17 protein-coding genes and 1 tRNA gene are annotated in these 14,714 nt (G+C 40.9%); 4 read left to right on the forward strand and 14 right to left on the reverse strand.

What is annotated here, in order from left to right; all coding sequences use genetic code 11:
* Positions 1-230: 230 nt before the first annotated feature.
* From ssuE to NSQ54_15170, 10 genes are all read right to left on the reverse strand, one after another.
* Positions 231-764, reverse strand: coding sequence for an NADPH-dependent FMN reductase (ssuE, locus tag NSQ54_15125; GenBank protein WYP28573.1), 534 nt, complete (start codon positions 762-764; stop codon positions 231-233).
* A 90-nt stretch (positions 765-854) separates the two neighbouring features.
* The gene (locus tag NSQ54_15130; protein ID WYP25641.1) at positions 855-1,439 is read right to left on the reverse strand and encodes a GNAT family N-acetyltransferase; all 585 of its coding nucleotides are present in this window, start codon (positions 1,437-1,439) and stop codon (positions 855-857) included.
* A gap of 369 nt (positions 1,440-1,808) precedes the next feature.
* Positions 1,809-2,963, reverse strand: a complete 1,155-nt coding sequence (locus tag NSQ54_15135; protein WYP25642.1) for a sn-glycerol-1-phosphate dehydrogenase — start codon at positions 2,961-2,963, stop codon at positions 1,809-1,811.
* Positions 2,960-3,754, reverse strand: a complete 795-nt coding sequence (locus tag NSQ54_15140; protein ID WYP25643.1) for an HAD-IIA family hydrolase — start codon at positions 3,752-3,754, stop codon at positions 2,960-2,962. The genes NSQ54_15135 and NSQ54_15140 overlap by 4 nt, the downstream gene beginning before the upstream one ends.
* Positions 3,755-3,766: 12 nt before the next feature.
* Positions 3,767-5,269 carry an alpha-glucosidase/alpha-galactosidase gene (locus tag NSQ54_15145; protein WYP25644.1) on the reverse strand — a complete coding sequence of 501 codons (1,503 nt, stop codon included), beginning with the start codon at positions 5,267-5,269 and terminating at the stop codon, positions 3,767-3,769.
* 70 nt (positions 5,270-5,339) lie between these two features.
* Entirely contained in the window at positions 5,340-6,242 is a 903-nt protein-coding gene (locus tag NSQ54_15150; GenBank protein ID WYP25645.1) for an AraC family transcriptional regulator, read from the reverse strand.
* A 20-nt stretch (positions 6,243-6,262) separates the two neighbouring features.
* Positions 6,263-7,171, reverse strand: a complete 909-nt coding sequence (locus tag NSQ54_15155) for a helix-turn-helix domain-containing protein (GenBank protein WYP25646.1) — start codon at positions 7,169-7,171, stop codon at positions 6,263-6,265.
* Positions 7,172-7,277: 106 nt separating this feature from the next.
* Positions 7,278-8,795, reverse strand: a complete 1,518-nt coding sequence (locus NSQ54_15160) for an alpha-N-arabinofuranosidase (GenBank protein WYP25647.1) — start codon at positions 8,793-8,795, stop codon at positions 7,278-7,280.
* A gap of 200 nt (positions 8,796-8,995) precedes the next feature.
* Positions 8,996-11,080: a beta-galactosidase gene (locus tag NSQ54_15165; GenBank protein WYP25648.1), complete on the reverse strand. Its 2,085-nt coding sequence runs from the start codon at positions 11,078-11,080 to the stop codon at positions 8,996-8,998.
* A gap of 28 nt (positions 11,081-11,108) precedes the next feature.
* On the reverse strand, positions 11,109-11,873 hold the full coding sequence (locus NSQ54_15170) for an SDR family oxidoreductase (protein WYP25649.1): 765 nt from the start codon (positions 11,871-11,873) through the stop codon (positions 11,109-11,111).
* A gap of 197 nt (positions 11,874-12,070) precedes the next feature.
* Here NSQ54_15170 and NSQ54_15175 point away from each other — a divergent pair.
* Both NSQ54_15175 and NSQ54_15180 read left to right on the forward strand, forming a co-directional pair.
* Positions 12,071-12,143 (forward strand) — tRNA-Ala (locus NSQ54_15175).
* A 138-nt stretch (positions 12,144-12,281) separates the two neighbouring features.
* A complete protein-coding gene (locus NSQ54_15180; GenBank protein ID WYP25650.1) occupies positions 12,282-12,749 on the forward strand; it encodes a hypothetical protein in 468 nt (155 codons plus the stop codon).
* Positions 12,750-12,796: 47 nt separating this feature from the next.
* Here NSQ54_15180 and NSQ54_15185 read toward each other — a convergent pair whose 3' ends face one another.
* The gene (locus NSQ54_15185; protein ID WYP25651.1) at positions 12,797-13,009 is read right to left on the reverse strand and encodes a hypothetical protein; all 213 of its coding nucleotides are present in this window, start codon (positions 13,007-13,009) and stop codon (positions 12,797-12,799) included.
* Positions 13,010-13,146: 137 nt separating this feature from the next.
* Between NSQ54_15185 and NSQ54_15190 the strand changes: the two genes are divergently transcribed.
* Complete coding sequence (locus tag NSQ54_15190) at positions 13,147-13,380, forward strand: hypothetical protein (GenBank protein WYP25652.1); 234 nt, start codon at positions 13,147-13,149, stop codon at positions 13,378-13,380.
* 33 nt (positions 13,381-13,413) lie between these two features.
* Here the strand turns inward: NSQ54_15190 and NSQ54_15195 are convergent, their stop codons facing one another.
* The 3 genes from NSQ54_15195 to NSQ54_15205 all read right to left on the reverse strand — a co-directional run bounded on the left by NSQ54_15195 (position 13,414) and on the right by NSQ54_15205 (position 14,351).
* Complete coding sequence (locus NSQ54_15195; protein ID WYP25653.1) at positions 13,414-13,572, reverse strand: hypothetical protein; 159 nt, start codon at positions 13,570-13,572, stop codon at positions 13,414-13,416.
* 58 nt (positions 13,573-13,630) lie between these two features.
* Positions 13,631-14,047: a YugN-like family protein gene (locus NSQ54_15200; protein ID WYP25654.1), complete on the reverse strand. Its 417-nt coding sequence runs from the start codon at positions 14,045-14,047 to the stop codon at positions 13,631-13,633.
* A 145-nt stretch (positions 14,048-14,192) separates the two neighbouring features.
* Positions 14,193-14,351 carry a hypothetical protein gene (locus NSQ54_15205; protein ID WYP25655.1) on the reverse strand — a complete coding sequence of 53 codons (159 nt, stop codon included), beginning with the start codon at positions 14,349-14,351 and terminating at the stop codon, positions 14,193-14,195.
* Positions 14,352-14,510: 159 nt separating this feature from the next.
* Here NSQ54_15205 and NSQ54_15210 point away from each other — a divergent pair, with 159 nt between their 5' ends.
* The gene (locus NSQ54_15210; protein WYP25656.1) at positions 14,511-14,669 is read left to right on the forward strand and encodes a septum formation initiator; all 159 of its coding nucleotides are present in this window, start codon (positions 14,511-14,513) and stop codon (positions 14,667-14,669) included.
* The last annotated feature ends 45 nt before the right edge of the window (positions 14,670-14,714 follow it).

The following is a 14,714-nucleotide window of genomic DNA, read 5'->3' on the forward strand; positions in this document are numbered from 1 at the left end:
TCCCCTTTCAATTTTGTGAATCTACTAGGGTAACGAGAACCATGTCATTTTGGATCACAATTTAATGAAAAAAGTTTTAAAATTATATGCAAACGTTCTAATTAGCGCTTAACAATCAGCTCTAACTATCAAAAATAAGAGGCGAAAACCCTTAATAGCAGGGTTATTCGCCTCTTCATATCGTTACTCATTCACTCTAGCCTAATAGCACGAACTTAAAATAACATACACTACGCTTTATTTACTTCTTCATTTGCAAGACTAAGAACTCGGTCAATGCGTTCTGTAATTTCAGTAGAGATGATGAACTGGTTTTCTTCTGCTCGCTCAATGTGCGAATCTAAGACATACGCGCCGCTTAAGATGTTTGTTGCGCCAAGGGATGACAAAACTGGCTTAAGAGCGTAATCTATCGCTAGCAAATGTCCAAATGAACCGCCTAGCACAAGTGGTAAAAGAGTTTTACCTTCAAGGCCTTTTTGAGGTAGTAAATCAAGAAATGTTTTTAGAATACCTGAATACGCAGCTTTATAAACTGGTGTAATCACAACAACTAAAGATGCTTCTTCTACCTTTTGATTCGCTTCTTTAATCGCAACACTTGCGAAGTTTGCAGTAATCAAATCCTCCGCCGGCAACTCATGCACATAAATGGAGCTTGTTTCATGTCCTTGCTCATTAAAATATGCTTCTGACTTCTCTTGAAGTGCTTTTAGTCTAGATTGGCGACTATTTCCACCATAAATAATGGCTACTTTACCCACTTTAATCAATTCCTCTCTATCCATACTTATCTAAGTAATGATCTCACCTTAAGCATAACGCTCCATTTCTCTCACTTCAATCATTTCATCTTAGATGATTGGTTCTTTTTCCTTACCTTGATCAACTAATGCAACATTATTTGCTGCAATGTGACTCCAATCATTCTGTAAATCATAATAGTAACAACGTACAACCGAATCGCCATTTCGGAATTCGTTTGTTGCGTCACGTTCAAAGCCCAACCATTCATATAATGCCCAAGCTTTCTCCATTATTTCACCAGTATGCAGGTATAGGCGGCTTGCCCCTTTAGCAGCTGCTCTTTCTAAGCTTTCTCTAAGCAATACTTGAGCCACTCCTAACCCTCTGGCTTCTGGATGAACGGCCAGTAAGCGAATAACGGGATGATCAATGCTTAGTTCATCTCGATTGTAGGCCTTGTCACCGGATTCAAATATCTGGATGCTCCCAACAATCGTTGAACCGTGTTTTGCAACCAGAACCTGTTCCACATTTGGATTATCTAACGATGTTTTTATTTGATTTATATAATTTTCCCAAGCCTCAGGACTTCTGAAAACTTCTTCGTATTGACTATAGCTATCAACTAAAAGCTGGTTCACTGTCTCTTTTTCGTGAACGAGCAGAGTACTCACTTTAACGGGTTGTTCCATACGATAAACCTCCTTCTTTTCAGCCTTTACAGTATAATCGATAACTGAGACTCTCGCTAGGTTAACAGCTTCATTTTGATTCGAAATACACATAAAAAAACGAGAGCGGGACATAACTTTAAATTGACGATTAAAACACGAATATAGCGACACATCCGCTACAGGAGAATCCCTCGCACCCACAAGAACGGCTTCAGCCCCTTTAGCGTGAAAAACGCCGCTACAGTGTTTTCACCGCGTTCTGTTCCGTAGAAGTCTCGGGTTCTCCCTCCGCTCGTTCAGATAAAACCACGAAAGGCGAATGATTCTGCAATCGAATCATTCGCCTTTTTTGTATCGATTTTTAGTTATGTCCCAAGCTCTTTTATTTTACAAATCAGGTACCCAATGCAATGTTTCATGATAATAGCGCAAGAGAGTCCAGCGATCACGAAGATGATAGGCTTTCAGTAAGCTTAGCTGAATTAACTCTTCATCGATCGGGGCCTGTTCTGGGTGCCATCCTGCTACTTTCAGGAGTTTACTCATTTCCGCTGGCTCCGGCAACTGATTAATCAGTTCAACAAGCTCATTCTTCTCTTGTGTGGGCTCTTCAAGCAAGCTTATTCTAACAATTTCTTTATAAAACTGCGTAATAATGAGCGAAGCACGCGCCACCTTTGCTCCATGAAGCAACTGTTTTTTGTTTTCTTCTAAGTAGGTCATCTCCCAATAATGTGACAGATGATGTTCGGCCCCGGACGCAGGATGGGAAGCCCCGAAGATCGACATGGCTGTACCAGAGACAAGCAATGCATTCATTAATGCTTCGATGCCTTCAAATTCTCGATTACCAATCGCTTCAGCATGCTTTACACATGCATCGAGTGCAACCTTTGTAAGCTGGTAGACTTCCTGATTAAACGGTTCATCAGCAATCATTCTTCCTGCCTGCCAATCAGTTAGTGAGGTATACTTACCAATCATGTCTCCAAAACCCGCAGCAATTAATTCAATTGGAGCCTGCGCCAGGATGGAAAGATCCGCGAATAAAGCAACTGGTGCTGTCGTCTGATACGTAGTTTTTACACCTTTTACAATGATTGGTGCCCCTTTTGAGTTAAACCCATCTACTGAAGGTGCCGTAGGGCAAGAAATGAATGGTTTTTCAATCTTCGCACTCACAAATCGCACCACATCATGAATCGTACCGGATCCAACCGCAACTAAGCAATCAACATGAGGGGTTACTTGAATGAGTACATCAACAATCGTTTGTTCATCCGCAATCACATCGCCATGAGCGTTAGGAAGGAGACAATGAACAAGTGGCTTTAGACCTTTGTCCCTTAGCTTCTGCTCCAGTTCTTTGCCAGCAGCTGTAAATGTTTGCTCATCAACTACTAACAGGATCGTCATAATTGGTTGATCTTCCACATAGTCAACAAGAGTGTTCAGTGCACCATTCGCAACAATAACGGGATTTGTTTCCTGCTCATACTCTTGTTCCTTCATGATCTCCTCTACTCGTTCTAATAGTTTCATAGCTCTCTCCTTAGTTCAGCTAGACTTTGAAACGTGTAATGTGGCTTTGATCGCTTTGAAGCCCGCTCAAGCATGGCATCTGTTGTATTGCCCGTCATGACAAGGACCGTTCTCATTCCTTGCATATTCCCCATGGCAATATCCGTATTCAAACTATCACCAATGACCATGCACTGTTCCGCAGTAAGTTCAATTTGTTCTAGAGCCGCTTCTACCATAAAGCAAGACGGCTTACCAATAACGAGCTCCGTTTTCTGACCTGTCGCCGATTCAATCGCTCCAATAAACCCGGCTACGTCAATAGCTGGACCATTTTCATCAGGATAGGTCTTGTCACTGTTCGTGGCAATAATTCTTGCACCCGCAGATGTTGCACGAAATGCATCATTTAGTTCTTCGTACGTTATTTCATCATGCAATGTGATGACAACAAAGTCTGCTTCCTCTGGTTGACTAGCTACGATGACATCATGCTCTTTCATTTCGTCCTTTAACCCCTGGTTTCCAAGCGTCCACACACTAGCGAGAGGGTAGTGCTTTTTGATAAAACGAGCCGTTACTGTGGAGGAAAAGACAATGTCATTTTTCTCTACTTTAATCCCATGCTCTCTCAGCTTCATCAGACCCGTATCTCTTGAATGGTTTCCACGATTACTTAGGTATACGACTTTTCTTCCGCTATCTTGTATCGCGGAAATAGCCTCAGTACAGCCTTGAATCAGTTCTTTGCCTTGGAATACAGTTCCATCTAAATCAATTAATACACCTTTTATGTCATCAAATAGCGACACGATACCTCCTCCTTATGATGTGGAAGCTGGACGGTCTTTTGCTTTATCTGCTTCTTTCGCATTCTTCCTTGCTTCATCTGCATTTTGTTTCATTTCTTCGAGTGACTTTACATGTAAACGAGCAGCTCCGTTACTCGTTTTTGTAGCAAGACGGGGCTCCACTTCTCTTCTTCGTGTCGCTTCTTCTACACTCGTCGCATATTGAGGTAACCATCTCTCTTGTGCAATCAACATATCGTCGACCATCTGCCATATTTCTGGAGGTGTACAGACTGCACCGATTAAGGGATCCATCATAAAAGCTTGACGAAGTAACTGATCGTCTCCACTAATCGCAGCTTGAACGGCTAACCGTTGAACAGAAATGCTTACCTGACACACTGCTGCACAGCCTAGTGGAAGCTCTCCAACCTGTGTCATATTTATTCCATTTCGGTCAACATAACCGGGGGCTTCAATCACAGCATCAGCTGGGAGATTCTCAATCGTCCCATGATTGATCGTGTTAAAGTGACCGCGGTAGAGTCTTCCCGTTTCAAGTGCTTCAAGTATATAAGATCCATGCTCTTCTCCACGTTCTTCTTCAGTAAACGAGAGAGCTGGTTCTTGCAACCAGTTAGGAAAATCCTCCATGAACCAGTTTCTTCCCTCTGTACATACTCGTAGATATCCACCCGTCTCGCCATTAATCCAGCTTCCTAGGTCAATCCAGTCTTTAATCTGATCTTCACGTTTACGATACCAGGGAACATATTCACTGAGATGGCCGTTTGATTCTGTGCTATAGTAACCAAATCGTTTCAGCATATCAATTCTAACTTTCTCTGTTTGACTGAAATCCTCGTGAGATTCAAAGGCTTCCAGTAGCTTTCCGGTTAGATCTTCTCCTTTATGCTTAATTTGAATGTACCATGTTTGATGATTAATTCCAGCACAAACGATGTCTACTTCCTGTTTTTCTAAACCAAACACATCTGCAATTTGTTTGTGGCCCCCTTGCACCCCATGACATAAACCAATCGTCTTGACACCGCCTACTTCGTTACACACCCAAGTTAGCATGGCCATAGGATTCGCATAGTTTAAAAGGAGACAGTCACCATGTGCCACTTCCTTGATATCCTCACAAATTGAGAGCATAACAGGAATACCTCTCTGTCCGTACATAATGCCGCCCGCACATAGCGTATCACCGACACATTGATCCACGCCATACTGCAATGGAATTGATATGTCAGTTTCGAAGGCTTCTAAGCCACCAACTCGAATCACATTAAATACATACTTTGCACCCTTTAGCGCTTCTCTACGATTTGTTGTTGATTCAATCGTGATTTTTAACTTATTTTCCGCAATATCACGTTGGCAGAGCTCTGTTACCATATCAAGATTTTGTTGATTGATGTCTGTAAAAGCGAGTTCAATTTCGTTAAATTCGGGAACAGAAAGTAGATCTCGCACAAGCGCTCTTGTAAAACCAATACTCCCTGCACCAATAAACGTTACCTTAAACATTGTAAGCACCTCACCTTTTTACTTACATTGTCTCAACAGTATTCAGATAACGCTTTCATTTTTCTGACCTTTATTTTGCTTGTTGTTTGAAATGCTCACTTCTTACCGCTCTGGAGTCTGTATATCTCGATTCTCTTCGATACTGTTTTGGTGTAGAGCCTGTCTGTTGTCTAAAAATCGTACTAAAGTATTGTTGGGAGTTCATACCAATGTAATGTGGAATTTCTGTAATCGTAATGTTTGTACGTTTCAATAATTCTTTTGCTTTTGTGATACGGTGATTAATTAAGTAACCGTTTACAGATGTTCCCATTGCTTTTTTGAAGATTCGATGTAAATAACCTGGGTGAAGATGAACAGCATCTGCAACGTCCTTCACTCTAATATCACGGTCGTAGTTCTGGTGCATGTATTCAATCGACTTTTGGATATAGACATGTTGTTCGGATGTATCATTTTGTTGTTTGGCGGCTAGTTCAGCCATACGTATAAAAAGTTGCCCGAGTAAGAGTTGCTCCGTGAAGACAGAATCATTTTCTTTACGGTCAAGCTCTAAGATAAGAGCGTTGAGGCACTGGAACACATCCGAAGAATCGTGAAAGAGTAAATACGACTTCGGTGTATCTGTTAACACTCGTAATGCATCGTGTTCAGAAACCAGCTGTCTAAATGATGGAAATACGGTTTGCAATTCCTCAAAATGAAACTCTATATTACTCATTCTACAGCTCTTTCCAGGTTCTACATAAAGTCTATGAGGTACGTCTCCATCGATAAAAATAAACTGACCTTTCTTCAATTTATGCGTGGTTCCGTCTACTTCAATCAAACATGAGCCTGATAAACAGTACATAATCTCAATGGCTTCATGCGAATGATTAGGCATATTAAAACCTTCCCACTCCTTGTAGTAATAAAAACGAACAACAGGATAATAATCCTGTTCAAGTAACCGGTTATGATAAAAGCTCATGAATAACACCCCTCCTTTTTCTACTCGCGATAATAAAGCCTGAAATCGATATCCTGGTTGTAGTTACCAAAAGAAGAACCAAACAGCGTCACACCGCCAACACAAGTTGTACAATCTTGATTACCTATACGAAACAGCCAAAATGGTCGGTGGATGTCCACATCTGATATGGTTACATCTGATATCTTTCGTCCATCAATATATGTTCCATTTTGTTTGATCCGTATCACTTTTAACAACCCATACTGGTTTACCGTTCTTGGCCACCACTCAGGTGTAAATTTTCCAATACGCTCTCCAAAATCTCCCGGACTCCTCCATGTACCAATTTCCAGCCCATTTAAAGAGAAGGTAATGTCCGATGGCCAATTTTCATTTGTTGAAGGTGCTTCTGATGAAAGTTCAAGCGAAATCTCAAGTTCTTCCACTTTTTTGGATTGATCAAGAAAGTTAGCCAGCTTGTATTCAACAAACCCCCGATAAAACCAAAGGATTTTGGCATTCACTCTTTCGGTATCCATAAAGAAACGCGGGTCATCAAATTCTCCGATAATCGCTTGCTCCGTAGCAAGTCCGCATGTAGGCTCTACATGAAAGTCTGAATAATGGCCAACTGAAACGGTACTTTCAACATAGGGACGTTGTTTATTAAGCATATTCGGAAAAATAATTTCCAGTTTCTCTACCTTCAAGCGGCACATCTTTTGTTTGCCAGCCTTCCCAGATATCATATCCGTCTGCAAAAGATGTGCTGCCTCTAGCTTCTTCACATGCTTTGTCATGATTGCACTGCTGACTTGATGAGCATCGGCTAACTCTTTAATATTCATCGGTTTTTCTCCTACATGTTGCAGAATGCTTAACCGAATTTCACTTGCCAACGCTTCATAAACAGGTAATGACTCTTTTGACCAGCTAAGTGCTTTCATACTGCTTCACCTGCATTCTTGTCTCTTACACTTTGTTTTCGTTTTCATACAGTATAGCGGGAACAATTCCAAGACGCAATGGAAAAGAGACAGGTTTGCACCTATCTCAACTTCTCTTAGCACCTAATCGAATCACGTGCCAGGATGCCTTTGGCAACTGTGCCTGAATGATTCCCTCGTCTAAAGACGCGCCTCCATTTGAATGAGGTCTAACGGCTTCATGTTGGACGGTATTAACTGCTTTTAAATCATTGTTTTCAAGAACAATGTGTTCATGTATTTGATAGGATGAAAAGCTTCTAACGTCAATCGATACATCTAATGGTTCATTCAAATGTCGATTTAACAAAAAGACGGTTAATTCTTCATGTTCTTCATTCCAAACCACTGCCGAATCTAAGTACGGGATATCCGTAAAGTCTTTTGAATCATACTTCGGCGTGGAAACAACAGGCTGCAGGGAGGTTCCACGACCAAATACGGAAACATGCATATACGGATAGAAGATGGTTTGTTTCCAAGCACGTCCACCTGTTTCTGTCATGATGGGAGCGATCACATTAACAAGCTGAGCCATACAAGCCATTTTCACACGATCTGCATGACGAACAAGTGTCATTAAGATCGATCCTACAAGTAAGGCATCTTCAAATGTGTATACATCCTCTAGCTGCGGAGGTGCAATGCCCCATGGTTCAATCTCCTGATCTGCTTGATTTGAGTGGAACCACACATTCCATTCATCAAAGCTTAAGTACATCGTCTTTTTACTACGTTTCTTAGCTTTAATATAATCACACGTTGAAATCACTGTTTTGATAAACTGATCCATTTCTAACGTCTTGGCCAAATAGTTAGCTGAATCTCCAGAACGATTGCCGTAGTACTGATGAAGAGACAAATAATCGACTTCTTCATATGTATGATCGAGTGTCGTTGCCTCCCACTCTGGGAATGTTGGCATATTTGCGTTTGAGCTTCCGCAAGCAACAAGTTCAATCGTTGGGTCTACTAGCTTCATTGCCTTCGCTGTCTCAAGAGCCAGACGGCCATATTCATCAGCTGTTTTATGGCCTACTTGCCAAGGACCATCCATCTCGTTACCCAAGCACCACGTTTTAAACGCATGTGGATTCTTATAACCGTGACTAATTCGAAGATCACTCCAGTAACTACCCCCTGGGTGATTACAGTATTCTAGTAGATTTCTAGCCGCATCAATTCCTCTTGTTCCTAAATTGACAGCCATCATCACCTCTGTATTCGCAAGCTTCGCCCAGTCCGCGAATTCATTTGTTCCCACATAGTTTGGTTCAATTACTCGCCATGCAAGCTCAAGCTTTTTGGGACGCTCTGAAACTGGACCTACTCCGTCTTCCCAGTTATAAGCTGACACCATGTTTCCGCCAGGGTATCTGACAATCGGAACCTGTAGCTCACGAACAAGATCGAGTACATCTTTTCTAAATCCTTGCTCTGTAGACGTTGGATGATTTAACTCATAGATTCCTCCATATACCGCTCTCCCTAAATGCTCAATAAATGATCCATAAAGACGATTATCAATTTCCCCAATTTTAAATTCACGATCGATGGTCACCTTTGCTCGGTTTTGATCTGCCATATAAAACCCCTCCAGCTTCAATTTAGTTAGCGCTTTCATAAAGTTATATAGTTAACTTGAAAGTTAATCATTAACCATTATGTTTCTTTAAATTGAATTATAGACAGTGACCATTTATCCGTCAACGTTTATTTACTTACATCTTTTACTCGAATACACAAAGTCGAGCGCTCTACTAGAACGCTCGACATATGAACATGTTAATTCACTTCCACTGATCCTTTAACGAGCTTTAATGTACGTACATCATATGAAGAAAGTGTTAACTCATTTGAAACGGTTCCATTACCTTCGATTTCAAGTAACTCAAACGATTCTGGAATTGTCACGATTTGAGTTTCCTCGGTAAAATTCATGATAAACAAGTAGGAGGTTTCGCCGTCTGTCCGTGATTGCAAGCTCACCCCTTCAGGTAACTCGACACCAATTGGATTTGCAAGCTGATGGTCCTTTGCTAGCTTCTCATAAAATGCATCTAGAAACCCGGTTTCTGTTCTTGCTGATATGTGGTATGCCTGACCTTTTTTATAGGTGTTCACCGTTAAGGCGGGTGTTCCACTATAAAAATCCTGCTCGTACTCAGCTAGAACCGTAGCCGACGTTGGCTCAACAATTTCACAGAAATCACTTACTTGATAAGACTGACCGTCCCAGGTAACGGATTGTTGATCTGCCTTGTACAAGCTATCAATCTCGTTCACCCTTAGACCGAGCACTGAAAACAATGGATTCGGATCACTCTCGATGTAGCATAAATCGTTGGCATCCACGATCCCCGACATATACGTACTTACATACGTACCTCCCGACTCAACAAAGGAATCAATCGCTTGAGCCGTTTCTCTTTTTAACATATAAAGCATTGGAGCCACGACAATGTCATAAGAGCTTAAATCGTAATGTGCTGGAATCACATCAACCGGAATTCCTTTTTTCCAAAAAGCTTGATAATGCTCTTCGCATGTTTTTACGTAATCAAGATGCTTTTTTGCAAACCCTTGAGCTTCATACAATGCCCAGCGGTTCTCCCAATCATAAATAATGGCTACCTTTGCATCAACTGAGGCTCCAGCCACTTCTTTAAGAGAAGTCAATCTGCTACCGAGCTCGGCCGCTTCCTTAAACACTCTTGTATTCTCATTCCCATAGTGATCAACAACTGCACCATGCAGCTTCTCCGAGGAGCCTCGTGATTTTCTCCATTGGAAATACATGACCGAGTCTGAGCCATGAGCGACCGCTTGTAAGGAAGAAAGAAGATTCATACCAGGACGCTTTAATTTATTTGTAATCTGCCAGTTAACAAGGCTTGGTGTACTTTCTAATAATAGAAACGGCTTTCCGCCTTTTAATGAACGATACAGATCATGGACAAAGGCTGTATTTGCTGCAAGCTGCCACGTCTTTTCCCACTCGTTATGCCAAGCTGGATAAGCGTCCCACGTAATTACATCTACGTAATCAGCAAAGCGACTATAATCAAGTCCTTCAAACGGTCCCATATGAGGATTCTCACCCATAAAGTTTGTTGAAACCGCAATCGTTGGTGTGATTTCTTTTAGAGGCTTAATTTCGTTTCGGTAAAAATCAACCGTTTGATGCGTGACAAATCGCTTCCAATCAAGGGTAAGCCCGTGTATCTGATTTTCACCGATTGAAGATGGAGATTCAATTTGATCCCAATCTGTAAAGGTATGACTCCAAAACGTTGCCCACCATGCATGATTTAAGTTCTCTAGCTGATGATCATATTTGTTTTTAAGCCAATCTCTGAATGCCTCTTGGCACAAATCACAATGGCATTCTCCGCTGTATTCATTTGATACATGCCACATGATTAAGGCTGGATGGTCCTTATACCGTTCAGCAAGCTTCTCATTTATCGCGGCTGTTTTTTCTCGATAAATGGGTGATGTAAAGCAATGGTTATGCCTTTGCCCATGGAGCTGCTTCTGTCTTTTTTCATTGACTCTTAATACTTCTGGATACTTCTTAGAGAGCCAGGCAGGTCGTGCACCACTCGGCGTAGATAACAGAACATGCCCTCCAATAGAAGCCATATTATCCATCACATCATCTAACCAACCAAACGTGTATGATCCTTCTTCTGCTTCTAGCGCTGCCCAGCCAAAAATATTTACAGAAACTGCATTGACATTAGCTAGTTTCATTAATTCAACATCTTTTTGAAGAACCTCCGGATATGCCTGCCACTGATCGGGATTATAATCCCCCCCATACAGTAATCCATTAACACTAGGGTGAATCGTTGAAAAACGTTTCAAAAAAACCCACTCCTTCTTTTGTAGTTGGTTAATAAAGTCTTACTGACAAACCACCATCAATTTGAATGCATTCACCTGTAATTTGTCGTGATTCTTCTTTTGCAAGAAATAATGCTAGCTCTGCAATGTCCTTAGGTTCTGCCACTTGGTTAGTCGCATGAAGTGCTCGCACAGTTGAATCTGTCAACGGATTCTGACTTTCTGTTAGCCATCTTTGATAATGTGGTGTATCTGTAAAACCAGGACAAATCGCATTTACCCTAATCCCTTTTTCACCTAAGCTTAACGCCATACTCCTGGTCATCGCATTTACTCCGCCTTTAGCTGCTGCATATAATTCTGCGTCAGGCAAAGTCTGCATGGCATGGTTGGACGATATATTGATAATGCTAGCACTTGTTCGATTACGCATAAGAGGCACAGCATATTTTGAGCAAAGATAGGTTCCACGTAGATCAATATTGAGCACGGAGTTCCAGTCTTCAATCGTTGCTCTATCGATCGGCTTAAACAATGTAATCCCAGCATTGTTAACTAAAACGTCTACAAACCCAAACGATCGTTTCACCCATTGAAATAACTCAATGATGCTTTGTTCCTGCTCAACATCTGTCTGATAAAAATAGGCTTCATGTCCTGCTTCTCTAAGTTTTTTTTCTGCATCGGTCCCTTCTTGTTTATCTTTTGTAGCAAGTATGACAATGGCTCCAGCTTCAGCAAATAATTGAGCAATTGCTTGACCAATCCCTTTGCCGGCTCCTGTAACAACAGCTAGCTTGGTATGTAGCTCCACTCAGCAACATCTCCTATTGATAACGCTTTCATATTTTCATACTATAGGAGCGCCCGAATGTAAGTCAAGTATTTATTTAAGTTAGTTTAATAAATCGTCTTTTTATTTATACTTACCCTTCTTCTTTAAGAAAAAACTTGATCTTTCACTCATCTCCATGTAGAATAGTTTTTGACCGATACATACTATTTTATAATGGGGTCATAGCTCAGCTGGGAGAGCGCCACGCTGGCAGCGTGGAGGTCAGGGGTTCGAGCCCCCTTGGCTCCATCTACTAAAAACCTTGAGAAATCAAGGTTTTTTTGTTTTGAACATGTTTAATTTAATACTCTCTTTACGTTTCAACCCTTGTTCCACTTCCTATATCATAGTAACATTGAACTAGATTTAACTATTTGGAGGAATTTGATGAAATACACATGGATAGGTTTTGGAATCATTGGTTGCTTATTATTAGCTGCCTGTAATGGAACATCTGGAGCGCCAGATCAGGTAGGTGCTGACGCAAGTGAAGTAGAAGAAACACAGGTAGTTGAGACAGTAACAGAGGAAAAGCAGACAGAGGATTCAACGGACATTGAGGATGTAGCGTCAGTGGAAACCGAAGAAGACAAGAGTGAAGAGAATGAAGTCACCTTTTCGGTTAATGAACTTGAGGCTGTCTTTTACATAGGAATGAATTATACAACGTATCTTGATGAAGTGACGGGTGTGTTTGAGATCGAACAAACATACACGGACGAAGACTCAACTGATATGCTCGATGTGTTTAAAGCCTATGATGGATACCTAGGCATTCTTTATTCACCTGAGGAAGGAATTAAACAATTTCTTCATTTTGATGATACAAATGAAGCGAACTCTTATTTCAATTAATAGTGAAAGGCCGACACCTAAATCCATACAGGGTGCCGGTCTTATTTTTATCCATTAGAACGCTTTAATTCAAAGTCTCCCACTGTCTCATTTTCCTTTTTAAGCTGGCCTGCGTTTACCATTTCGTCAATGATTTCGTACACTTCAAATGATTCTATTCGTCTAGATTCAATGATTCTCTCCGCTACACCGACTTTTGTTGTGACCCCTTCTTCAATTAGTGATTGGATATCTTCTTCAATCTTTACTTTGTCAGCCATCACACATTCCCTCCCGTTTTTTTACTTTATCATTACCCGTTTAAACGCATAAAAAACGCAAATAGTATGCAGTCTTATGTTTTGTCTTCAAGTAGTAGGGTATAGACCACTAAACATAACTACATAGGAGGCACACCTTGACCATAACAAGTAATCGACTATTAGATGGGTTTATCGCCGGGTTGTTTGTTGCATTTGCATTGACGATAAAAGACCTCATCCTTTATCAAACGGTTAATGGATTACTGACCCTTTATGTGTCCGCTTCCATTTCTCTAATCGTCATGATTGTCCTTCCGTTTATACGAACAAGACCGCCAAGATACCGTCGTAGCTTACGAAATGAATGGCAAAACGAAACAAATACCTGAGCCCCATTTTCTGTGGACTCAGGTATTTGTCTTTTAAAAGAATAGATCTAAGAGATACCAGAAAACGGCACCAGTCAGTCCAGCTATGACCGATGTGATGACTGTGGCCGCATTTATCGTTCGGTATTTCACTACGTCTAAAATGATCCAGCCTAAAAAGATGGCTACCCCAAAGATGATTGCTGTATTCATTGCGTTCCCCATTCTGCTTTTTCGTCAGTTTACCAGTTAGGGACACACAAAACAATTGTTAAGGGAGTAGAAGAGACTCTACTTCTTTTAACAGATTCTGTGCAGTGGGTATATATTTCTCGTCGACTTCTCCGTCCTTGTTTGTTGGTTCAGAGAATTGGTTCACTACGCCACTCACCTGTAGCGGCACTGACCCACTTGTTGCATAATCGTCAAGATCCTCTTGATATTCGTGAGCGAGAATAAATGGGGTGTCTAACGTAACAGTGGTCCCTCGTTCTCCTACCTCTCCATACCTTGTATGAAATGGTATTCGCAACACTGTGTACCCGCTATTCTGGTCAATCGTATAATCAAAATATCCATGGTCATAATCCCAGTTACTTCCGATCGTATACCCTTTTGGCTTGAGTTGTTCTTCAAGAAAACCTAATTTATACGTCTCTCCTATAATGGCAGATTGCAATGGAATCAAAATAGTCCGCTCCTTTTTTTACGTTTGGCTATAGTATCTCTAAAAAGGAGTCATTTATGTGATGAGGAATTGAAAGAAGAGAATGATTAATAAGAATGCTATGTAGAAGAGAGTAGCTTTACTCTCTATAAGCTAAGTTCAGTCATTATTTTACGAGTAATTGGTCTCGCGAGCATATACCTTCTAAAAAACGAATATCTTCTCGGATACACGCTTTTAGTACAACACAGCTTGTATGATGGTATTCTGATCTTAGCTTTTTTAACTCACTAGTGAACATAGTAAGATCATGTTGTTTAATCATTATGTCCCACTCCCACTTTTAGTTACCGTTGATATCACTATTCCCCGATTTCATTTTCTTACACATGTTTTTTACGTAATCCACACAAATTAGATTGTGCGATTTAATTGGTGTACACTAGTCTTAATCAATACTTTATGAAGAAGGGGTTACACCAAGATGTTTAAGAATGCTGAAGGACTCGGAATCGTTGTAGGACTAGTCGTGGGGATGCTCATAGGTATTTTCACAGATAATATTGCACTTGGAATTGGCATAGGTATTGCCATTGGAGTAGTCGGAACCGTATTATTTTCAAGAAATAAGGACAAGGATTAATAGAACAATTAAATAAAAACGACAAGCTACGTAAACCGCAGCTTG

It is taken from the genome of Alkalihalobacillus sp. FSL W8-0930, assembly GCA_037965595.1.
Lineage (GTDB): Bacteria > Bacillota > Bacilli > Bacillales > Bacillaceae_D > Alkalicoccobacillus.

Excerpts from the sequence above, each read along its gene's own strand:
- NSQ54_15130 (WYP25641.1), bottom strand. The coding sequence starts at position 1,439 with ATGGAACAACCCGTTAAAGTGAGTACTCTGCTCGTTCACGAAAAAGAG.
- NSQ54_15135 (WYP25642.1), bottom strand. The coding sequence starts at position 2,963 with ATGAAACTATTAGAACGAGTAGAGGAGATCATGAAGGAACAAGAGTAT.
- NSQ54_15145 (WYP25644.1), bottom strand. The coding sequence starts at position 5,269 with ATGTTTAAGGTAACGTTTATTGGTGCAGGGAGTATTGGTTTTACAAGA.
- NSQ54_15150 (WYP25645.1), bottom strand. The coding sequence starts at position 6,242 with ATGAGCTTTTATCATAACCGGTTACTTGAACAGGATTATTATCCTGTT.
- NSQ54_15155 (WYP25646.1), bottom strand. The coding sequence starts at position 7,171 with ATGAAAGCACTTAGCTGGTCAAAAGAGTCATTACCTGTTTATGAAGCG.
- NSQ54_15160 (WYP25647.1), bottom strand. The coding sequence starts at position 8,795 with ATGGCAGATCAAAACCGAGCAAAGGTGACCATCGATCGTGAATTTAAA.
- NSQ54_15180 (WYP25650.1), top strand. The coding sequence starts at position 12,282 with ATGAAATACACATGGATAGGTTTTGGAATCATTGGTTGCTTATTATTA.
- NSQ54_15185 (WYP25651.1), bottom strand. The coding sequence starts at position 13,009 with ATGGCTGACAAAGTAAAGATTGAAGAAGATATCCAATCACTAATTGAA.
- NSQ54_15195 (WYP25653.1), bottom strand. The coding sequence starts at position 13,572 with ATGAATACAGCAATCATCTTTGGGGTAGCCATCTTTTTAGGCTGGATC.
- NSQ54_15205 (WYP25655.1), bottom strand. The coding sequence starts at position 14,351 with ATGATTAAACAACATGATCTTACTATGTTCACTAGTGAGTTAAAAAAG.
- NSQ54_15210 (WYP25656.1), top strand. The coding sequence starts at position 14,511 with ATGTTTAAGAATGCTGAAGGACTCGGAATCGTTGTAGGACTAGTCGTG.